At 67.7% G+C, this 19,400-nt stretch carries 21 protein-coding genes; 6 read left to right on the top strand and 15 right to left on the bottom strand.

Features of this window, described 5'->3' with window-relative positions:
- Positions 1–220: 220 nt before the first annotated feature.
- The 3 genes from ychF to WKB88_RS05060 form a co-directional block, all read right to left on the bottom strand.
- Entirely contained in the window at positions 221–1,306 is a 1,086-nt protein-coding gene (ychF, locus tag WKB88_RS05070) for a redox-regulated ATPase YchF (protein ID WP_341393449.1), read from the bottom strand.
- Between the two features lie 26 nt (positions 1,307–1,332).
- Positions 1,333–2,412: a 4-hydroxy-3-methylbut-2-enyl diphosphate reductase gene (locus WKB88_RS05065; protein ID WP_341393448.1), complete on the bottom strand. Its 1,080-nt coding sequence runs from the start codon at positions 2,410–2,412 to the stop codon at positions 1,333–1,335.
- A gap of 112 nt (positions 2,413–2,524) precedes the next feature.
- A complete protein-coding gene (locus tag WKB88_RS05060) occupies positions 2,525–3,349 on the bottom strand; it encodes a hypothetical protein (protein ID WP_341393447.1) in 825 nt (274 codons plus the stop codon).
- A 118-nt stretch (positions 3,350–3,467) separates the two neighbouring features.
- Here WKB88_RS05060 and xseA point away from each other — a divergent pair, with 118 nt between their 5' ends.
- Positions 3,468–4,766: an exodeoxyribonuclease VII large subunit gene (xseA, locus tag WKB88_RS05055; protein WP_341393446.1), complete on the top strand. Its 1,299-nt coding sequence runs from the start codon at positions 3,468–3,470 to the stop codon at positions 4,764–4,766.
- A 47-nt stretch (positions 4,767–4,813) separates the two neighbouring features.
- Positions 4,814–5,053: an exodeoxyribonuclease VII small subunit gene (locus WKB88_RS05050; protein WP_152219660.1), complete on the top strand. Its 240-nt coding sequence runs from the start codon at positions 4,814–4,816 to the stop codon at positions 5,051–5,053.
- Between the two features lie 16 nt (positions 5,054–5,069).
- On the opposite strand, the gene WKB88_RS05045 is transcribed toward WKB88_RS05050, so the two are convergent.
- From WKB88_RS05045 to WKB88_RS05010, 8 genes are all read right to left on the bottom strand, one after another.
- On the bottom strand, positions 5,070–6,287 hold the full coding sequence (locus WKB88_RS05045; RefSeq protein ID WP_341393445.1) for a pyridoxal phosphate-dependent aminotransferase: 1,218 nt from the start codon (positions 6,285–6,287) through the stop codon (positions 5,070–5,072).
- Between the two features lie 79 nt (positions 6,288–6,366).
- Entirely contained in the window at positions 6,367–7,341 is a 975-nt protein-coding gene (locus WKB88_RS05040; RefSeq protein WP_445818870.1) for an ABC transporter substrate-binding protein, read from the bottom strand.
- Positions 7,338–8,084 (bottom strand): ABC transporter permease, encoded by a 747-nt coding sequence (locus WKB88_RS05035; RefSeq protein ID WP_341393740.1) that lies wholly within the window; start codon positions 8,082–8,084, stop codon positions 7,338–7,340. Before WKB88_RS05035 ends, WKB88_RS05040 begins: the two co-directional genes overlap by 4 nt.
- Before the next feature lie 48 nt (positions 8,085–8,132).
- Positions 8,133–8,912, bottom strand: a complete 780-nt coding sequence (locus WKB88_RS05030; RefSeq protein ID WP_341393444.1) for an ABC transporter permease — start codon at positions 8,910–8,912, stop codon at positions 8,133–8,135.
- A 1-nt stretch (position 8,913) separates the two neighbouring features.
- Positions 8,914–10,017 (bottom strand): ABC transporter ATP-binding protein, encoded by a 1,104-nt coding sequence (locus tag WKB88_RS05025; protein ID WP_341393739.1) that lies wholly within the window; start codon positions 10,015–10,017, stop codon positions 8,914–8,916.
- Between the two features lie 136 nt (positions 10,018–10,153).
- The gene (locus tag WKB88_RS05020; protein ID WP_341393443.1) at positions 10,154–10,603 is read right to left on the bottom strand and encodes an NUDIX hydrolase; all 450 of its coding nucleotides are present in this window, start codon (positions 10,601–10,603) and stop codon (positions 10,154–10,156) included.
- A complete protein-coding gene (locus WKB88_RS05015) occupies positions 10,596–11,522 on the bottom strand; it encodes an N-acetylglucosamine kinase (protein ID WP_341393442.1) in 927 nt (308 codons plus the stop codon). The genes WKB88_RS05020 and WKB88_RS05015 overlap by 8 nt, the downstream gene beginning before the upstream one ends.
- Before the next feature lie 63 nt (positions 11,523–11,585).
- A complete protein-coding gene (locus tag WKB88_RS05010) occupies positions 11,586–12,830 on the bottom strand; it encodes an MFS transporter (protein WP_341393441.1) in 1,245 nt (414 codons plus the stop codon).
- A 205-nt stretch (positions 12,831–13,035) separates the two neighbouring features.
- Here WKB88_RS05010 and WKB88_RS05005 point away from each other — a divergent pair, with 205 nt between their 5' ends.
- On the top strand, positions 13,036–13,509 hold the full coding sequence (locus tag WKB88_RS05005) for an Lrp/AsnC family transcriptional regulator (protein ID WP_341393440.1): 474 nt from the start codon (positions 13,036–13,038) through the stop codon (positions 13,507–13,509).
- 10 nt (positions 13,510–13,519) lie between these two features.
- On the opposite strand, the gene WKB88_RS05000 is transcribed toward WKB88_RS05005, so the two are convergent.
- The 4 genes from WKB88_RS05000 to galU form a co-directional block, all read right to left on the bottom strand.
- Complete coding sequence (locus WKB88_RS05000; RefSeq protein ID WP_341393439.1) at positions 13,520–14,779, bottom strand: phosphotransferase family protein; 1,260 nt, start codon at positions 14,777–14,779, stop codon at positions 13,520–13,522.
- A gap of 12 nt (positions 14,780–14,791) precedes the next feature.
- Complete coding sequence (locus tag WKB88_RS04995; protein ID WP_341393438.1) at positions 14,792–15,835, bottom strand: hypothetical protein; 1,044 nt, start codon at positions 15,833–15,835, stop codon at positions 14,792–14,794.
- 98 nt (positions 15,836–15,933) lie between these two features.
- On the bottom strand, positions 15,934–16,551 hold the full coding sequence (locus WKB88_RS04990; RefSeq protein WP_341393437.1) for a GNAT family N-acetyltransferase: 618 nt from the start codon (positions 16,549–16,551) through the stop codon (positions 15,934–15,936).
- A gap of 4 nt (positions 16,552–16,555) precedes the next feature.
- Entirely contained in the window at positions 16,556–17,461 is a 906-nt protein-coding gene (gene galU / locus WKB88_RS04985) for a UTP--glucose-1-phosphate uridylyltransferase GalU (protein ID WP_341393436.1), read from the bottom strand.
- Between the two features lie 102 nt (positions 17,462–17,563).
- Here galU and WKB88_RS04980 point away from each other — a divergent pair, with 102 nt between their 5' ends.
- From WKB88_RS04980 to cpaB, 3 genes are all read left to right on the top strand, one after another.
- Positions 17,564–18,205: a 5-formyltetrahydrofolate cyclo-ligase gene (locus WKB88_RS04980; RefSeq protein WP_341393435.1), complete on the top strand. Its 642-nt coding sequence runs from the start codon at positions 17,564–17,566 to the stop codon at positions 18,203–18,205.
- A 96-nt stretch (positions 18,206–18,301) separates the two neighbouring features.
- The gene (locus WKB88_RS04975; protein ID WP_341393434.1) at positions 18,302–18,613 is read left to right on the top strand and encodes an FmdB family zinc ribbon protein; all 312 of its coding nucleotides are present in this window, start codon (positions 18,302–18,304) and stop codon (positions 18,611–18,613) included.
- A 99-nt stretch (positions 18,614–18,712) separates the two neighbouring features.
- Positions 18,713–19,390: a Flp pilus assembly protein CpaB gene (cpaB, locus tag WKB88_RS04970; RefSeq protein WP_341393433.1), complete on the top strand. Its 678-nt coding sequence runs from the start codon at positions 18,713–18,715 to the stop codon at positions 19,388–19,390.
- The last annotated feature ends 10 nt before the right edge of the window (positions 19,391–19,400 follow it).

Raw genomic sequence — 19,400 nt, 5'->3', positions numbered from 1 at the left:
CGCTCAAGGTCGCTGTCGAGGGCTCGGCTCGTCCCGATATTCCTTTCGATGGCGGGTTCTAGCCAGCCGGCACGGTTCTAGCACGTAAACTTTGATCACCCACTCAGGTACATCAAAATGCTGGCTTCGTCGTTTTTTGGCTTCGAAATCGGAAGCAAAAGGAAGGGCCGCTAAGAACACGTGTTCTTAGCGGCCCTTCGCAGTTCCCAGAGGTCAGGAACTAGACATTAAATCTAAACTCCACCACGTCGCCGTCGACCATGACGTAGTCCTTGCCTTCAATGCGGACCTTGCCGCGGGACTTGGCCTCAGCCATGGAACCGGCCTCGACGAGGTCATCGAAGGAGACAACCTCGGCCTTGATGAAGCCGCGCTGGAAGTCGGAGTGGATGACGCCGGCAGCCTGCGGGGCGGTGTCGCCCTTGCGGATGGTCCATGCACGGGTTTCCTTGGGACCGGCCGTCAGATAGGTCTGAAGGCCCAGCGTGTGGAAGCCGACGCGGGCCAGCTTGTCCAGGCCGGACTCTTCCTGGCCGCTCATCTCGAGCATTTCGCGGGCTTCTTCTTCGTCCAGCTCCACCAGGTCGGCTTCAAGCTTGGCATCAAGGAAAATGGCGTCGGCCGGTGCCACGAGTTCGCGCAGTTCCGCCTGGCGCTCCGGGTTGCCCAGCACGGCGTCGTCCACGTTGAACACGTAAATGAACGGCTTGGCGGTGAGCAGGCTCAGCTCACGCAGGTGCTCCATGTCCAGCTTGTCCTTCTCCACGGAGGAGAAGATGGTGTCGCCGCGCTCCAGCACGGTCTGTGCCGCCTGCATGGCAGCCAGCTGCGCGGCGTCGCGCTTCTTGATCTTGACTTCCTTCTCCACCCGCGGAATCGCCTTTTCCAGCGTCTGCAGGTCGGCAAGGATCAGCTCGGTGTTGATGGTCTCCATGTCGGAGCGGGGATCCACCTTGCCGTCCACATGGATGACATCGGGGTCATCGAACACGCGGATCACCTGGGCGATCGCCTCGGCTTCACGGATGTTCGCCAGGAACTGGTTGCCCAGGCCTTCGCCTTCGGACGCCCCCTTGACGATGCCGGCAATGTCCACGAAGGACACCGTTGCCGGCAGGATCCGCGCCGAGCCGTGGATTTCAGCCAGCTTGGCCAGCCGCGGATCGGGAAGCGAGACGACGCCGACGTTCGGTTCGATGGTGGCGAACGGATAGTTCGCCGCCAGAACGTTATTGCGGGTCAGCGCATTGAACAGGGTTGATTTGCCGACGTTGGGCAGGCCGACGATGCCAATAGTAAGAGCCACGGTAACCAATCATACCGGTGCCGGAGCTAGGCTCCGGCGCGCCGGCCTCCCAAACCGCGGGAGGTGTCCCCCATGGCCTTGAGCGTGGCGCGGATTTCCTTGGGCAGCGAGAACATGATGTCCTCCTGCGCCGTGACCACTTCCTCGACGTCGCCGTAGCCGTAATCAGCCAGCAGGTTCAGGACCTCCTGCACCAGGCTTTCCGGCACGGAAGCGCCGGAGGTCACGCCCACCGTGCTCACGCCCTCGAACCAGCGCTCGTCCACCTCGTTGGCGAAATCGACGCGGTAGGAGGCTTTGGCTCCGTATTCCAGGGCAACTTCCACCAGGCGGACGGAGTTCGAGGAGTTCGCCGAACCCACTACCAGGACCAGATCCGCTTCAGGCGCGATCTTCTTGATGGCCGTCTGGCGGTTGGAGGTGGCGTAGCAAATGTCATCGCTGGGCGGGTCCTGCAGGGTGGGGAAACGCTTGCGCAGCAGTTCCACGGTATGCATGGCCTCGTCAACGCTCAGCGTGGTCTGGGAGAGCCAGATGACCTTGTCCGGATCCCGGACGGTGACCTTGTCCACGTCTTCGGGACCGTTGACAATCTGGGTGTGCTCCGGCGCTTCGCCGTAGGTGCCTTCAACTTCCTCGTGCCCGGCGTGTCCGATCAGCAGGATGTCGAAGTCATCGCGGGCAAAGCGGACTGCTTCCTTATGGACCTTGGTGACCAGCGGGCAGGTGGCGTCGATGGTCTGCAGGTTCCGGTCCGCTGCTGACTGCACGACGGCGGGTGAAACACCGTGGGCGGAAAAGATCAGCAGCGATCCCTCGGGGACCTCGTCGGTTTCATCGACGAAGATGGCCCCTTTTTCCTCGAGTGTCTGGACGACGTGGAGGTTGTGCACAATCTGCTTGCGGACGTAGACGGGCGGCCCGTAGGCCTCCAGTGCCTTCTCCACGGCGATCACGGCACGGTCAACACCGGCGCAGTAACCGCGCGGTGCGGCTAGCAGGACGCGGCGGGGGCCGCTTACAGGGGCGGCTGCGGCCACTTCCTGGGGGCTGCGGCGCCGGCGGGGCACGGTGGGCATAGGCACGGATACGGCAGTGCTGGTCATGACTCCATGCTATCGGTTGCCCCGGCCTCTAATCGGCGGCAGGGTACGGCGTCCGCTATCGGCGCACTGCGGCGTTGCCCTCCGCTTGCCCGCCGCTGCAGTACCGCGCCGGCTATCGCCGTCGCCCGCGCAGTACTCCGCGCAGTGACCGTGCCAACAGTCCCAGGACCATGAGCACGGCTGCTCCCAGGAGGAAGGGAATTGTCCAGGCCTGCAGGCTGGCTGCGGCTTCGGTGGAAAAAGCCGCTGCAAACGTTTCAGAAACCGCGCTGCCGTAGGTCTGCCGTTCGGCGAGCGCCGGAAGACTGCCGGCACCGATCCACATCAGGCCTCCGGCGAGCAGGGCACCGAGGCCGAGCCAGGCCAGGGCCGCGGTCCGGCTCCGGGCAACCAGCAGGGACAGGACTGCGGCAGCTGCTGCGCCGAGCGCCAGGAACGGCCAGGCTTCGGCCGCAGACACCAGCAATTCCAGGTAGCGGCGCTGGTCCGCCCCGGCAAGCTGGACGGGCGAGGACTCGGGCGGCGCCACCTCTATTCCGGTTTCACTGCCCACACCGTTGATCACCACCCCCACCAGGGGCGCCACGTCCAGCGTGACCCCGCCTTCGCCGTCGAACGTCTGGGCATGCGAGCGGCGGAGCGTCTCATCCCACGCCTGCGGGTATTCGGGCAGCGACTGCACCCCTTGCACTGCGCCGGTGATCAGCGGCGCCACGAACGGTTCGATGGCGGCGGGCACCTGAAGACTGTCGGCAGCCTGCTGGCCGATCGCTTCGGAGAGGCTCTGCTGAAAAGCAGCGTCCGTTCCCAGCGGCTGACCCAGTGAGGTAAAACCGTTGTCCGACACCACATGTTCCGCCAGCCAGGCCGAGCAGAAGGCGGCAACCGCCAGCAGAACGGCCGCCAGGCCCAGAATCGCCGATCCGAATGTTCGCATGGATATTTCCCCGTATCTCCGCCGAATGGTTCATCTGCCCTGACGCCCGGTGTTTCCTGAAGCGGACAGTCCGCGTTCAGGACACGCGTTGTGGGCGGCACCTGATAGACATTAACTTATGCAAGACCCCCTAGACCCAACCGGTCCCGATGAAACCGCTCCCACGAGCCTTCCGAAGACTGCTGCGGAAACAACTCCAGAGAATCCCTGGCCCCTGCAGCTGCTGTCAAAGAACCTCAAGACCTACATCGACCGTGCGCCGGCCACCTGGGTGGAGGGGCAGGTCATTGAGCTGAACAAGCGCGCCAACGCTTCCTACATCACGCTGCGCGACGTCGATGCGGAGATCTCCCTCTCCCTCACCGTCTGGAGCACGGTGATGAACCGCCTGGAGCTTCCCCTGGAGCGCGGTGCCCGGGTGGTGGCACAGGTCAAACCTGACTTTTGGGTCAAGACCGGACGGCTGTCCATGCAGACCCGGGACATCCGCCCGGTCGGAATCGGTGACCTGCTGGCCCGGATCGAACGCCTGCGGCAGTCCCTGGCAGCCGAAGGACTGTTCCGGGAGGACCGGAAACTCCCCCTGCCGCTGCTGCCCGGCCGCATCGGGCTGATCACCGGCCGCAATTCCGACGCCATGAAGGACGTGATGCGCAATGCCGCGCTGCGCTGGCCGGCAGTGGCTTTCGAAGTCCGGGAAGTGGCAGTGCAGGGTGTTAACGCCGTCGCCGAAGTTACCCGGGCGCTGGCGCAGCTGGACGCCATGCCCGAGGTGGACGTGATCGTGATCGCCCGCGGCGGGGGCTCCCTGGAGGACCTGCTGCCGTTCAGCCATGAGGACCTGGTCCGGGCAGTCTCAGCGGCACAGACGCCCGTGGTCAGCGCCATCGGCCACGAAGCTGACCGGCCGCTGCTGGACGAGGTGGCGGACCTGCGCGCCTCCACCCCCACCGATGCCGCCAAGCGGATTGTGCCGGACGTGGGCGAGGAACTGCACCGGATAGCCGCCGCCCGGGCTCAGCTGAGGCGGATCGTGGAGTTGACCGTGGGCCGGGAAACGGAGCGGCTGAACCACATCCGGTCGCGCCCGGTGATGGCGGCGCCGCAGACCATGCTCGACGGGCGGGCCCAGGACGTCTCGCGCCTGCGCGAACGCGCCCTGTCCTGCATGGTCTCCGAAGTCCGGCGGGACACCGACCGCATTTCGCATCTCCGGGCCCAGGTTCGCGCGCTCTCGCCGCAGAATACGCTGGACCGCGGCTACGCCGTCGTTCAGCTTGCCGACGGAGCCGTGGTGCGGGAGGCGGCAGCGGTCCCGGAGGCGGCGCAGCTGCGCATCCGGGTGGCCGTCGGCGAACTCGCCGCCACAGCAGAAACCGCCACTGAAGAAACCGGCCCGGCAGAAGGCGCAGCATGACAGAAGCATCCCCCTCCCCCGAATCCGAACCGAAGGAAGTACCGGCAATGAACCCCGCAGCAAACGAAGCATCAGCAGTTCCGGCCGACATTGAGGCCATGAGCTATGAGCAGGCCCGCGACGAGCTGGTCTCGGTGGTCGGCCGGCTGGAAACCGGCGGCGCCTCGCTGGAAGAATCCCTGGCTCTGTGGGAACGCGGCGAGCAGCTGGCCACCCGCTGCGAATCATGGCTTGAGGGCGCACGGCGGCGCCTCGACGCGGCCCGGGAACAGGCGCGCGCCGAGTGAGCCGTGACCGCGCCGGTTACTGCTTGTAGGTGCTGAGGAACTCCGCCAGCCGGATCATGGCGTCCTCAATGTCCTCCACGTTGGGCAGCGTGACCATCCGGAAGTGATCCGGGCGCACCCAGTTGAACGCCGTGCCGACGGAGATGAGGATCTTCTGCTGCTTGAGCAGGTCCAGGGCAAACAGCTCGTCGCTGGCTATCGGGTACACCTCCGGATCCAGCTTCGGGAACAGGTACAGCGCACCCATGGAGAGCTCGCAGCTCACCCCGGGAATGTCGTTGAGCATCTTGTGGGCCAGATCGCGCTGGGCCTTGAGCCGTCCGCCGGGCAGGATCAGGTCGTTGATGCTCTGGTAGCCGCCCAGCGCAGTCTGGATGGCGTGCTGCGCGGGAACATTGGCGCACAGGCGCATGTTGGCGAGCAGGTTGATGCCTTCGATGTAGTCGGCGGCCTCGTGCTTGGGCCCGGAAATGGCCATCCAGCCGCTGCGGTATCCGGCAATCCGGTAGGCCTTGGACAACCCGCTGAACGTCAGGCAGAGGACGTCCTCGCCGGTGATGGTGGCGGAGTTCACGTGGACGGCGTCGTCGTACAGGATCTTCTCGTAGATCTCGTCCGAGAAGATGATCAGGCCGTGTTTGCGGGCCAGGTCCACGATGGCCTTCACGATGTGTTCCGGATACACCGCCCCGGTGGGGTTGTTCGGGTTGATCAGCACAATGCCCTTGGTCCGGTCGGTGATCTTGGACTCGAGGTCCTCGACGTCCGGCCACCAGTGCTCGTCTTCGTCACACAGGTAATGCACCGCGGTGCCGCCGGCCAGTGAAACCGACGCGGTCCACAGCGGGTAGTCCGGTGCAGGCACCAGGATTTCGTCGCCGTTGTTCAGCAGGGCCTGCAGCGAAAGCGTGATCAGCTCGCTGACCCCGTTGCCCAGGTACACGTCGTCGACGTCGATGTTCTGGATCCCGCGGCCCTGGTAGTACTGGACGACGGCGGTGCGGGCCGAGAAAATGCCGCGGGAGTCGCTGTACCCCTGGGCTTTGGGCAGATGGCGCATCATGTCCACAAGAATGGCTTCGGGCGCTTCGAATCCGAAGGGCGCGGGGTTGCCGATGTTCAGCTTCAGGATCCGCTGGCCGGCCGCTTCCATGCGCTGCGCGTGCTCCAGCAGCGGACCGCGGATGTCGTAGAGAACGTTGTGGAGCTTGTGCGACTGCTTGAATTCTGCCATTCAAACATGGTGCCACAGACGAAGGACCCCCTTCCTCATGTGAAGCGGAAAGGGGTCCTTCGTCACTTGGACGGCGGAGTTACTCGGCCTGGGCGAAGCCCTTTTCCTCCAGCCACATCCGGGCCGCTTCGCTGGGATCCAGTTTCTGGTCTCCGCTTACGGCCTGGTTCAGCTCGATCAGGTCCTCGGTGGTCAGCTGGGCCGAAACCCGGTTCAGCACCTCGGTGGCTTCGTCCGTCAGGGCCTCACCCGATGCCAGCGGGATGACCTGCTGGGCGGGCCAGTTCTGCTTGGGGTCTTCCAGGACCACCAGGTCGTTTTCCTCAATGGCGGGCGTGGTGGTGTAGATGTCGGCCACCTGCACCTCGTCCTTCAGCAGCGCGTCCACGGTGAGCGGACCTCCGCTGTCACCGATGGGGGTGAACTCCTTGAAAACGCAGCCGTACTTCTCCTCGAGGCCGGGCAGGCCCTGGGCGCGTTCGGCGAATTCAGCCGGTGCAGCGAGCGTGAGCTGGTCGCACACCTTGGCGAGGTCCTCGATGCTTTCCAGCTGGTACTTCTCGGCCGTGGCCTGGGTGACCACCATGGCGTCCTTGTTCTCGGCGTCGGAGGGTTCCAGGATGACCAGCCCCTCGGGCAGGGCCGCGGGCAGGGCGTCGTTGATCTCGCCGGCGTCCACCAGTTCGGTGTCCGGGTCCACTCCCACCAGCAGTGCCCCGGTGTATTCGGGAATGAGGTCGATGGAGCCGTCCTCCAGCGCCGGAAGGTAGATCTCCCGCGAGCCGATGTTGAGCTTGGTCTCGGCCTGGATTCCGGCGCCGTTGAGCGCTCCGGCATAGATCTCGGCGAGGGTGCTGGATTCGGGGAAGTCCGCCGAACCCACCACAATGGTCTCCGCGGCGGCGGCAGCGGCTGTTTCCGACGGTTCTTCCGAAGCCAGCGGATCGCCTCCTCCGCCGCCGCTGCAGCCGGCCAGCGCCAGGGCAAGGGTGAAGCCGCCGGCCAGTACCGTGAGGCCCTTCCGCCGGGAGTTCCGGCGCGTGTGCTGCATCATTGTTTTCCTCCTTGTGAGCCGGCGGCGGCAGATCCGCCGCCGGTCGGTATGGGTGCGTTGGGGGCGGCGGCAGCCGCCGGGGATGTTTGGCGGTCCTGAAGGCCGGGCGAAATCACCAGGCGTGCCGCCAGCGCCAGGACGCCGTCGACGGCGAGCGCAAGGACGGCGATGATGACCGCCCCGCCGAAGACCCGCCCGTAGTCCCCCAGGGCCAGCCCGTCGATGAGGTACCGTCCCAGACCGCCGAGGTTGATCACGGCAACCACGGCGGCCGTGGCGACGACCTGCAGGGTGGCGCCGCGCAGCCCGCCGAAGATGACCTTCATCCCGTTGGGGATTTCCACCCGCAGCAGGATCTGCAGCTCGGTCATGCCCATGCTGCGGGCGGAATCCACGATACTGCGGTCCACCGCGGCGATCCCGGAGTACGTGCCCGCCAGCAGCGGCGGGACGGCCAGCAGGACCAGCGACCAGATCGGCGGCATCAGCCCCAGTCCCGCGAGCAGGACAAAGAGGGTCAGCATGCCGAGGGTGGGCAGTGCACGGAGCAAGCCCGAGACGGCGACGACGGCCACCTGGCCGCGGCCCGTGTGGCCGATGTACAGGCCCAGCGGGACGGCGATGGCCACCGCGATCAGCAGGGTCAGCCCGGTGTACTGCAGGTGTTCCAGGCTGCGCACCGGGATTCCGGCTGCTCCGGTCCAGTTGGCCGGGTCGGTGAGCCATTCCCAGCCCTGGCCCATGGCGTTGGTGCTGGTGTAGTCGGTGCGGGGGATGGATACGGGCATTGGTCAGGCCCCCTTCAGCGCGGCGTCGGGTGCCGCGGCCAGAGTGCTGCCGGCCGCCGGGCCGCCGGTGCCGGCTCGGCCGCCGGTGCTTCCAATGCTTCCGCGGCCGGCCGGCTTTCCCTGCCCGGACCCCGCATCAGCTCCGGAGCGGCCCGCCCGCAGCCACGGCGTCAGGACCCGCTGCAGCAGCACAAACGCCAGGTCCATCAGGAAGGCCAGCACCAGGGTGGCGACGATGCCGACCACAATCTCGGTGACGAAATAGCGGCGCAGCCCGTCCCGGAAGAAGAAGCCCAGGTTCTCCACGCCGATCAGGGCGCCCACGCTGACCATGGAGATGTTGCTGACCGACACCACGCGCAGCCCGGCAATCAGCACCGGAACCGACAACGGCAGGTCCACGGTGAGGAACCGGCGAAGCGGCTGGTAGCCCATGGCCACTGCGGCCTGCCGCACGCCGTCGTCAATGGAGTCGAAGGCGTCAACGGCCACGCGCAGCATCAGGGCGACGGCGTAGATGGTCAGCGCGATGATGATGTTGCTGATGTCCAGGATGCGGGTGCCCAGGATGGCCGGCAGCGTGACGAAGAGGGCCAGGGAGGGAATGGTGTACAGCAGCGAGCCGGTGGCCAGCACCGCACCGCGCAGCCGCCTGTTGCTCCGGATCAGGGCCGCGAGCGGCACGGCAATGACGACGCCGAGCACCAGCGGCACGATCGACTGGACCAGGTGGAGTCCGGTCAGCCGGAACACCTGGTCGGTGTGCGCAAGGAACCACTCCATGTCAGCTTCCGCTCCGCTGCAGCCTGGCCTGCTCAATCAGGGCCAGCACCTCATCGGGCCGCACGGTACCGATGACCCGCTGCTCGGCGTCGACTGCCACCCCGAGCCCGGCCGGTGAGGAGAGCGCGGCGTCGAGTGCCTTGCGCAGGTTTTCACCTTCGCGGTACAGCGATCCCCCGGGCACCAGCCGGTCCGCGGAAGTGACGGCAGCCCGGTCCCGCGCCGGAACCCAGCCCAGCGGCCGGCTCTCGTCATCCACTGCCAGCGCCCAGTTTCCGGTCACCGCCACTGAGGGATCTGCCAGCCGGTCCGGATCCAGCAGCTGGACCGGATGCAGCGGAACGTCCCCTCCGGCTTGGAAGGACAGGTGCCGGAAGCCGCGGTCCCGGCCCACGAATCCCGCCACGAAGTCATCCACCGGGGCCCGCAGGATCTCCTCGGGCGCCGCATACTGGGCCAGCCGCCCGCCCACCGCAAACACGGCAACCTTGTCGCCGAGGATGGTTGCTTCGTCAATATCGTGCGTAACGAAAACAATGGTCTTGGCCAGGTCTCGCTGCAGGCGCAGCAGTTCTTCCTGCAGCTCGGCGCGGACCACGGGATCAACCGCGCTGAAGGGTTCGTCCATGAGCAGCACCGGCGGGTCTGCCGCGAGCGCCCGCGCCACGCCCACACGCTGCTGCTGGCCGCCGGAGAGCTGGGCCGGATAGCGTCCGCCCAGCGCCGAGGCGAGCCCGACGACGTCGAGCAGTTCCGCCGCGCGGAGCCGGGCGCTTGCCTTGGACTGCCCCAGGAGCCGGGGAACGGTGGCAACGTTGTCCAGCACCGTGCGGTGCGGCATGAGCCCGGCGGACTGCATGACGTATCCCATGGACCGCCTCAGCTCCGGCGCCTTGACGCCGCTGACGTCGGTGCCGTCAACGGTGATGGACCCGGAGGTGGGCTCCACCATGCGGTTGATCATCCGCAGCGACGTTGTTTTTCCGCAGCCGGACGGACCGACAAAGACAGTAACGGAGCCGCGGCTGATGTCCATGCTCAGGCCGTCCACGGCCGGGGCTGGGGAACCGGCAAAGGACTTGGTCACGCCGCGGAAACTGATCATCGGCTCGGCGGTCCGCTGGGCGGGGTCCGGCGGGGTCATGGGGTGCCTTCCGTTGGAATCATGAGTGGGGCCTGCGGAGCTGGTGTCCTGCCGTGAGTTCAAACGGTAGGACACGCGCTGGTGCCAGTCCAGTTGTTCATTCGGAACGGGCGGCGTTCCGGATGGCCATCTTCAGCCCCACGTGCACCAGTGGTGCGGGGCCCAGGTCAGCCACCCTGTCCAGCGGCACCCAGGCCGCACGGTCCGTGCTGCCGCCGAGCTCGTGGGTCAGCACCCCCGAGGTGACCTTGGCACGGTAGATAATCCGCAGTGCGTGCAGGAGCTTGGGGTTTTCGCCCGGGAAGCGGTGTTCAGGCGGAATGAAGATGCTGTCCACCCCCAGCAGTTCCTCTGTTTCGACGGTGAAGCCGGTTTCCTCACGGACTTCGCGCACCACGGCGGCCGGGGCGTCTTCACGCACTTCCAGCCCGCCTCCGGGCAGGGTCCAGCTGGAATAGCCGTGGTCGTTCCAGTGCGAGAGCAGGATGCTGCCGTCGCGGATGACCACGGCATACGCACCGATCCGGACGTCAAAGGCCTCAGCCACGGGGCACATCCGTCGCCGCGAGGTAGCCGGCACCGTACACCGGGTCCCGGCGCAGGAAGCGGATGTCTTCCAGGCCGGCGCGCTCCAGATCCTGTTTCAGCCGGTCCCGGAGCAGCGGCTGGTGCATGCCCAGGCCGCCGCCAACCACCACGGGACCCGGGATGCCGAGCAGGCGCGCGGTGTCCGAGGCAAGCCCGGCCAGGTGGCGGGAGGCTGCTGCGATGATTTCGCTGCCGGCGGTGCTGCCCTGCAGGGCGGCGTCAAACACGACGCCGGCTTTGGCCGCCCAGTAGCGGCGTCCGGCGGCGGGCGCATGAAACAGGGAGATCAGCTGGACGGGCTCCGTTACGGAGCATGCCCGCATCATGGCCAGGGCCAGCTCGTCCGGCTCCCTGCCGAGGTTGAAGTTGCGCAGGGTATGGCGCACCCCTTCCCGCGCCACCCAGTAACCGCTGCCCTCGTCACCCAGCAGATACCCCCAGCCCCCGCTGCGGGCTTCCCGGCCGTCGGGACCCAGCCCCCAGGCCACCGATCCGGTACCGGCGATCACGGCGATTCCGTGGGGGCTTTCGCCCGCGGCCAGGATCAGGCGGGTGTCATGGATGACGTCCACTGCCGCGCCGGGGACGAAGGGGGCGATCAGCGCGCGGAGGGCGGCGGCGTCGTCGTCGGTGTCAATGCCGCCGGAACCGGCGATCACCCGGGAAACCGGACCGGCGTCCAGCGCGGTGAAAATCTCGGCAAGGTTCGCCGCGGCCTCTTCGGCGCTGACATTCTGCACGTTGGCGCTGCCGGCCACCGTTTCGGCAGCGGGAACACCGCCGCGCAGGAGCAGGCCGTGGGTCTTGGTGCCGCCGATATCGAGCCCGATGACGCTGCGGCCGGAGCCGGCGGTGGTCGTCTCGCGGGAAAGGTGCATTGAACCAGCCTACTTTCCGCGCGGGCCGCTGGGTACGTCAGGGGTCCCTCCGCGGAGCATCCGTCAGGCGCGCCGGCTCCGGAGGGAGCGGAACAGTGCATAAAGGCAGAGCGCGGCACAGCACAGGGCGATGGCGGCGGAGAACCACGCCACAGCTGCAGGCAGGCCCCAGGCGGCACCTGCGGCACCCAGCCCCAGTACCGGGATGGCGCTGCCCAGGTACGTGATCACGTACACCGTGCTGATGATCTGGGCGTGCTGCGCAGCTTCCACCTTTGCCGCGACATCGTTGAAGACGGCGCGGAAGGCCATCCCCTGGCCGAAACCGGCGGCCAGTGAAGCGGCCACCAGGAGAACAACGCTGCCCAGGGCCCCTGCGGCCGGGATCAGGGCCACGCCGGTGCCCATCAGGGCAAGGCCGGCGGGAACCACCAGCCGGCCGCGGATTCCGGTGAGCTGGCTGACGGCAGAAGCCGCAAGTGCCAGCGCTGCCAGCAGGCCGACCACGGGGCGGGAGGACGTCCCGGCGATGCCGGCAAAGTAGGTCGGTGCCAGGGACAGGTAGAAGCCGAAGACGGCAAAGCTCAGGAAGCCGGTCACGGAGGCCATCCAGAACTGGGAGCGGGCCTGGTGCGAGACGGCGAGCCGGCGCGGCCGCAGCGCTGCCAGGGCCCGCCCAAGGGGCGGCGTGGCGATGGCGGGGCGCGCCTTGAGCAGGCACAGCGGCACCAGCAGCCCGGCGAGCACCACGGAGTGGATGAGGAACGGTGTCAGGGTGGGCGCCGGCAGCAGGGACAGCAGGCCTCCGATAACGGGGCCGGCAGCCACACCGCCGGCGGAAACCATCAGAGTGAAGCGGGTGGCCCATTCGGGCCGGTGCGGCAGCAGCTCGCGCAGGGCAGCCGAACTGGCCCCGGTGGCCAGGGCCACGGATGCCCCCTGCAGCGCCCGCCCGGCTATGAGGGCCTCCATGCTGGTGGCGGTCCCGAACAGCACGCCGCCGAGGAGGCTGACGACGCCGGCCAGCACCAGGGCCGCCCGGCGGCCGATGAAGTCGGACCAGTGTCCCACCAGCAGCAGGCCCGCAACCAGAACCACGACGTACGCGGCGAAGGCCACGGTGACGCCGAAGTGGGTCAGCCCCAGGCGCACCCCGAGCAGCGGATAAAGCGGAGTGGCGAGGTTTGCTCCCACCAGCAGGGTGGTCATGACCGCCAGGGTCAGCAGCAGGCGGGGCCGGCGGGCTGCGTCCCATTCGCGGCGTCCAACCGTGGCCGGCCGCATCCGCAGTTCGTTCAGGACTGTCACCGCGTGTGTATTACCCTTCTCAGTTCGCTGAGCCGCCGTTGCCGGACCCGCCGGAGCAGGGTCGCCGGCGCTGGGCGTCCTCATCGAGAATCTTGATTATTTCCCCTATAGGATGGGGCCTGCAGGGTCTTCTAGAGCACAAAACCTCCGAAAATTGACGGTTTCGTTCAATATTCTCCGTTTCCCTTGAGAGGAGATGCGCGCAATGGGCAATCTCGATGCCCTCGATCTGAGGCTGCTGCTGGAGCTGGTGCGGAATCCGCGGGCACAGATCGGTGATCTGAGCGAGACGCTGGGCATCGCCCGGAATACAACGCAGAGCCATCTGAAGCATCTGGACCGGGCCGGCCTCATCCGTCCCGGGGGGCGCGACGTTGATCTGGCGGGGCTGGGCTACGACGTCCTGGCCTTCGTCACCATCGAGGTGTCGCACCGGGAACTGGACACCGTGATTGCCGGGCTCCGCACCCTCCCCCAGATCCTGGAGGTCCATGAGATTTCCGGGCACGGCGATGTCTGGTGCCGGCTGGCCGCCACTGACACGCAGCACCTGCAGCAGGCCCTGCGCTCAGTGCTCCGGATCAAGGGCGTGATCCGCACCGAAACGGTGCTGGCCCTGCACGAGCACATTCCGTACCGCAGCGAGCCGCTGCTTCAGAAGCTGGTGCCGCCCGCGTAGGGGCGCCTGTTCAGCTGGTGCTGCGGGAGAGTGCCAGCAGCTCTTCCGCGGCGGCCAGCGTGCGCTGCGCCGCGTCGGGGCCGCGGCCCGCGGCCCCGGCCACCAGGGTGAGCGCCACGCCGGCGGCACGGCTGTAGAGCGCCGCAGCGCCGGTGCTCCGGATGAAGACGCGCGCGCTGCGCTCGGCCGCGGCACCCAGCGCGGCGTTTTCCGGTGCCAGTGCCGCAAGAACGCGCAGGTGTCCCAGGAAACAGGCCAAATCATCCACCCGGTGTCCGGGCCCGAGCGCGTCAACGTCCAGCAGGCCGGTGATCTGCAGGCCGCCCCCGCCGGCGAGCAGATTACCGCCGTGGAAGTCACCGTGCGAGGGGACCAGCGGGCCCGGGTCGGTGGAGCGGACCATGCCTGCAACACCCTCCGCACAGCGGATGATCCGTTCCGCCCCCTCCGGCAGGGCTGTTGCGGCACCGGCGCCGTAGTCAAGAATGCGCTCCGACCAGGCCGCCCTGCGCGGCAGCGCCATGGCCGCGGCCGGCAGCTGGTCCAGGAGGCGGGTCAGGAGGGCCGGATCCCAGTCCGCGTTACCGGCCGTCCGCAGCTCCCGGTGCAGGGACTGTCCCGGCAGTGCGCCGAGCACCAGGACACCGGCCGCTGCCGGGCCGGCATCTGAGGCCGTTGCCAACAGCGGCGGAACCGGCAGCCCGGCATCAGCGGCCAGGCGCAGCCGCCGCCGCAGCCCGTCGGCCAGCCGGGGCTGGGGAACCTTCAGATAAGCGGAAGACCCTTCGTAGCCGGCGCGGACCACTGCGCGCCGCAGGGGCCGGTAGGCCACCAGTTTCAGCTCGGCGCGGGCTCCCGCGGCGCCGGCACCGAACACCCCGCGGGCCACTGCCCCGGCGTCCGTCGCCCAGGGCAGTCCGGTCAGGACCGGGTCGCGCGGATGCACCCAGAGCCGGACGGCGGTGCTCCCCGCTTCCGCGCGGACCACCGGACCGCCGGCCCCGCCAAGCTCTGCGGTGGTCGCTCCCACGTGAAGGCGCACCTGCTGCCCTTTCCCTGCCGAGCCGGAACGGGGAACGGCCTCAACCCGGTACAGGGCGCTGATACCGGCGCCGGGGCGGTGATGGGACCTCAGATGGACCCAGGAGACCGGCCTGAGACCCAGGGGCCGCACGGCAGCGGCAAGCGGCCCGGACATGCCGGGGCCTTCCAGCACTGCCTTGGAGGCGGCTTCGGCTGCGCCGCGCAGGCCGCCCGGACTGCGGTCCATCAAAAGGGGCTGCTAGGCGCGGCGGCGCTGCAGGACGTCGTCGAGGTTGATCTTGCCGGTGCTGGGAGTTGCAGTCCCGGCGGTGTCGGTGCTGTCGGCAGCCGGAGCACGCAGGGAGGTCCGGGCCGCCGGCTTGGGCGGCTCCGGCAGGACCAGGGGCTCCGGGGCGGGACGCTGGGCAACCGGGGCTTCAACGTAAACGGGTTTGGGAACCTCTACGGGCTCCCAGGGAGTAGTGGAGGTCTTCGGCGGCCCGGCCGGCGCCGTCTTGGCTGCTACTTCGAGGGCTGCAGTGCGCAGTTCCTCCGCTGTGGGCCTGCGGTCTGCCGCTCCGGGTGCGGTGGTGACGGAGGCCGCGGACGGCGCGTCAGGGGCGGCGGACGTTCCGGAACCGGCAGGGCTCTGGGCGTCAAAGAGCGCGGTCTCGCGGTAATGCCGCACGGGCTCTCCGGCGCGGGCCTCAGGGGCACCGTCAACGGGGGCACCGTCGACGGAGGCTGCGGGGCGGGAGGCTGCGGGGCTGGAGGCTGCGAAAACGGGTGATGCCGGCCGGGCCGCGCTCATGGCTGCCCGGAAGGCTGCGTCAACTTTCCGCCTCCGGTCACGCACGGCCAGGGTTCGCAGCGACGCGGTTGCGGCGGCAGCTACCGCCAAGGCTCCCACGGGGATCCACCACGAGGCAGCGCCGAAGACTGCCAGCGGCAAGCCAATGACGACGGCGGCGAGGGCCAGCGCGCCCGCCAGCGCCAGGGCGGTGCGGCCGTAATGAATCCGGAACTCCGGGTGCCGGACGGGCTCCGGTGCGCCGGTTCGCGGCGCGGAGGTTTCGGTGGAGGCATCGGGCCGGGCGGTGGAGGCGTTGTACATAATGTTCCCCTGCTGGGACAGACCATCGGCGGAGATGGAAGAGCGGATGACTGTTGACGAGGAAGCTGGCGCACCGGCGGCCGGCACCGTGGAAAGACCCGGCCGGCGGAAAACGTAAGGAGCAACCCACAGCAGCCACAGACCGACAGTAACGGCCAGGATCAGGGAGCTGTTGAGAGGGAAGTCCACATCTACGACGTTATGAGCTAATGCACACGGGGGCGCGCATTACCGGCGGTGTGTCGGGGTTCAGCCCAAAAAAGGCACAAAAGTCGGCGCCTGCGCCCTCACCGTCGGGCCAGCCAGCGGTTCAGCAGCCCTTCGGGTACGTCCTCCGTGGTCAGCGCAAAGCTGCGGTGGTCCGTCCACCGGCCGCCGATATGCAGATAGCGCTCCCGCAGGCCCTCGTCCCTGAATCCCAGCTTCTCCACCACCCGCAGGCTGGCTGCGTTTTCCGGCCTGATGTTGATTTCCATGCGGTGCAGCCCCAGGACTCGAAAACAGTGGTCGGTGGCCATGGCCACCGCCGTCGGCGCTATTCCGCGGCCGGCCCGTGCTTCGTCCACCCAGTAGCCCAGCGTGGCCATGCGGGCCGATCCCCAGACGATGGTGGATACGGTGAGCTGTCCGGTAATCGCCGGCGGAGTGCGCAGCCCGCCGCGGCGTTCGGTAATGACAAATGGCAGTGCCGCGTCCTGGCGCGCCTGCTGGTTGAGGCTGCGCACCATGGCGGCGTAGGAGGGAAGCTCACCGCCGGGCAGCGGGTTGCTCGCCTCCCACGGGGCCATCCATGTGGCATTGCGCATGCGGAGGTCGGTCCATTCACGCCGGTCGCGGTAGCGGATGGGCCGCAGGCCCACATCACCGCATTCCAGCGTCACCGGCCAGATGGCCGACCCCCACACAGCATCAGCTTTCGAGCGTGCCGGTGAAGTCCTTGAGCCACTCGCGCAGGTCCGGGCCGAGGTCTTCGCGCTCGGAAGCCAGCGTCACGACGGCCTTCAGGTAGCTGAGCTTGTCGCCGGTGTCATACCGGCGGCCGCGGAAGACGACGCCGTAGACTCCGGCACCCTCCCCCTCTTCCTGTGCCGCCAGCGTCTGCAGCGCATCGGTCAGCTGAATTTCGCCGCCGCGGCCGGGGCCGGTTTCTTCCAGCACGCCGAACACGGCCGGGTGCAGCACATAGCGGCCGATCACGGCCAGGTTGGAGGGGGCCTCATCCACTGAGGGCTTTTCCACCAGCTTGTTGACGCGGACGTAGTCTTCGCCCTCGACCACGGAGATGTCGGCGCAGCCGTAAGAACTGATCTGCTCGGGCTCCACCTCAATCAGGGCGATAACCGAGCCGCCGGTCTTCGCCTGGACTTCAACCATCTGCTTCAGCAGCTCATCCCGGGCATCAATGAGGTCATCACCGAGCAGCACGGCGAAGGGCTCGTTGCCCACGTGGAGCTTGGCACGCAGCACTGCGTGCCCCAGACCCTTGGGATCACCCTGGCGCAGGTAGTGGATTTCACCGAGTTCAGAGGCTGCGCGAACCATGGCCAGGCGTTCCAGGTCGCCCTTGTCTTCCAGCGTCTTTTCGATGAACGGAACGCGGTCGAAGTGGTCTTCCAGCGAACGCTTGTTGCGGCCGGTAATCATCAGGATGTCCGACATGCCCGAATTAACGGCTTCTTCCACCACATATTGGATGGCGGGCTTATCCACCACCGGCAGCATTTCCTTCGGCATGGCCTTGGTGGCAGGCAGGAAACGGGTACCGAGCCCGGCGGCGGGAATAACGGCTTTGGTTACGGTGGCGCGTGAAGTCATGTCCGTAAGAGTACATAAGCGCAGCCCGTTTGCACCAAATACCGCCCTTTTGCCGCTGCCCCTTAGAACAATTGCCGGCGGGCAATTTGCAACAATGGATGTATGACGGACTCAGCAGGCCCCGCAATGAAGGAACTGGTCCGGGAAGAATACCGCCGGCTGCGCCGCGAGCTGTCCCCCGCCGCCGTGCTGGCAGCCGGCCCGTCCCTGGCACAGCACGCGCTGGCGGCCGTTCCTGCACTGATTCCGCCCGGCAGCACAGTGGCAGCCTACTTGTCCGCGGGCCGCGAACCCGCCACTGCGCCTCTGCTGGAAGGCCTGCGGGAAAAGGGATACGACGTCGTTGTCCCCGTCTGTCAGCCGGACCGCCGGCTGCTGTGGTGCCGGTGGAGCCCGGGAGCACCGCTGGTGGCGGGTCTTTTCCCGTCCGTTCCGGAGCCCGCGGGTCCGCGGCTGTCCGCAGCGGATCTTCCCGGACTGAACCTCATCCTGGTGCCGGCGCTGGCCGTTGACCGGGCCGGGGTGCGGATGGGGAAGGGCGGCGGCTACTACGACCGGTTCCTGTCCGGGCTGCGGTTGTCCGGAAATCCCGCTCCCGCGGCGGGTGTCGTTTACGACCACGAATTTGCCCCGGCGGGCCGCTGGCAGGCCGATGTCTTCGACCAGCCGATGGACGCTGTCCTGACACCCTCGGGGTGGACGGACCTTCCCCGGCGCCCGGCGCATACGGCACCCGGTGTATAGTTAGCACTCAAGGCCACCGAGTGCCAGCTGCCGTTTTCCAACGGACCAGCGGGGCCAGGGACCTGACATCTTGGTTTTCAGGAGGAGTAAGTAACAGTGCCTACGTATGCCTATGCCTGCAAGGACTGCGGTTCCGCTTTCGACATCCAGCAGTCGTTCACCGACGACACGCTCACCGTGTGCCCGTCCTGCAGCGGAAACCTGCGCAAGAAGTTCAACAGCGTAGGAGTGGTCTTTAAGGGATCAGGCTTCTACCGCACCGATTCCCGGGACGCTAAGAACAGCGTTCCGGCGGCGCCCGCCAAGTCCGAGGGCTCCTCCGGCAGCACCCCGGCAGCCAAGTCCGCTTCATCCTCGGCATCGCAGTCCGCCGGTTCAGCGGCCGGCTCAGGGTCCTCCGCCGAATAGCTCCTCCCCACCGGCGGTGACAACCGCCCGGGACCGCTGGCTGTCCACCGGCTGCGCTGCGCTCCCCCGCCGGGTGCTCCGGACGCCTAGCGTCGGACCGTGCTTCCTTTTTCAGCCCCGCATGCCGGCCCCGCCGCCGCTCTCTCCCTGCGGCTGCGGCGGTTTATCCTCCGCCGCCGGCGGCTGATCGCCGCCCTGTTGTGCTGCGCCGCCGCCGGAACAGCCGTCCAGGCGCTGCTGCCGCCGGACCCGGGAAAGGTCCTGCTGGTGGTTGCGGCAGCTGATCTCCCTGCCGGAGCACTGCTCACGAGCGGGGATCTGCGTACCGTCCCGCTGGCTGCCTCCGGCGTGCCGCCGGACTCCTTTTCGGATGCGGCCGAACTCGCCGGGCGGCGTCTGGCCACTCCCCTGCAGCAGGGCAGTCCGTTGATGCAGACGTCGCTGGTGGGCACCGGGCTGTTGACCGGAGCTCCGCCGGGCTCCGTTGCCGTTTCAGTCCGTCCCGCGGATCCTGCCCTGGTCCAGCTGATTTCGCCCGGCCAACTCGTGGACGTTGTTCTCGGGAGTTCCGAGAACGACGTTCAGGGAACAGGTGCCCCCGCCGTGCTCGCAGCCGACGCCCCGGTTCTGTGGACGGCGTCGGACGGCGCCGATTCCTGGCCCGGCTCCGGGGAAAGCGGTGCGGTCGTGGTGCTGGCAGCTGCTCCGGAGGAGGCGGCGGCGCTGGCTGCAGCCTCCGGGTCCGGCCGGATCCATCTGGTCCTCACAGGAGGCTGATGCCGCTTTT

The sequence above is a fragment of the Arthrobacter sp. G119Y2 genome (assembly GCF_038069765.1).
In the GTDB taxonomy this organism is placed as follows: Bacteria; Actinomycetota; Actinomycetes; order Actinomycetales; family Micrococcaceae; genus Arthrobacter_B.
This window is presented reverse-complemented; position numbering and strand designations above follow the sequence as displayed.

What these genes read in the sequence shown, in the direction of transcription:
- WKB88_RS05065 (WP_341393448.1), bottom strand. Translation starts at nt 2,412, where the DNA reads ATGACCAGCACTGCCGTATCCGTGCCTATGCCCACCGTGCCCCGCCGG.
- WKB88_RS05060 (WP_341393447.1), bottom strand. Translation starts at nt 3,349, where the DNA reads ATGCGAACATTCGGATCGGCGATTCTGGGCCTGGCGGCCGTTCTGCTG.
- xseA (WP_341393446.1), top strand. Translation starts at nt 3,468, where the DNA reads ATGCAAGACCCCCTAGACCCAACCGGTCCCGATGAAACCGCTCCCACG.
- WKB88_RS05050 (WP_152219660.1), top strand. Translation starts at nt 4,814, where the DNA reads ATGAACCCCGCAGCAAACGAAGCATCAGCAGTTCCGGCCGACATTGAG.
- WKB88_RS05045 (WP_341393445.1), bottom strand. Translation starts at nt 6,287, where the DNA reads ATGGCAGAATTCAAGCAGTCGCACAAGCTCCACAACGTTCTCTACGAC.
- WKB88_RS05040 (WP_445818870.1), bottom strand. Translation starts at nt 7,341, where the DNA reads ATGATGCAGCACACGCGCCGGAACTCCCGGCGGAAGGGCCTCACGGTA.
- WKB88_RS05035 (WP_341393740.1), bottom strand. Translation starts at nt 8,084, where the DNA reads ATGGGCCAGGGCTGGGAATGGCTCACCGACCCGGCCAACTGGACCGGA.
- WKB88_RS05030 (WP_341393444.1), bottom strand. Translation starts at nt 8,912, where the DNA reads ATGGAGTGGTTCCTTGCGCACACCGACCAGGTGTTCCGGCTGACCGGA.
- WKB88_RS05025 (WP_341393739.1), bottom strand. Translation starts at nt 10,017, where the DNA reads ATGATCAGTTTCCGCGGCGTGACCAAGTCCTTTGCCGGTTCCCCAGCC.
- WKB88_RS05015 (WP_341393442.1), bottom strand. Translation starts at nt 11,522, where the DNA reads ATGCACCTTTCCCGCGAGACGACCACCGCCGGCTCCGGCCGCAGCGTC.
- WKB88_RS05005 (WP_341393440.1), top strand. Translation starts at nt 13,036, where the DNA reads ATGGGCAATCTCGATGCCCTCGATCTGAGGCTGCTGCTGGAGCTGGTG.
- WKB88_RS05000 (WP_341393439.1), bottom strand. Translation starts at nt 14,779, where the DNA reads ATGGACCGCAGTCCGGGCGGCCTGCGCGGCGCAGCCGAAGCCGCCTCC.
- galU (WP_341393436.1), bottom strand. Translation starts at nt 17,461, where the DNA reads ATGACTTCACGCGCCACCGTAACCAAAGCCGTTATTCCCGCCGCCGGG.
- WKB88_RS04980 (WP_341393435.1), top strand. Translation starts at nt 17,564, where the DNA reads ATGACGGACTCAGCAGGCCCCGCAATGAAGGAACTGGTCCGGGAAGAA.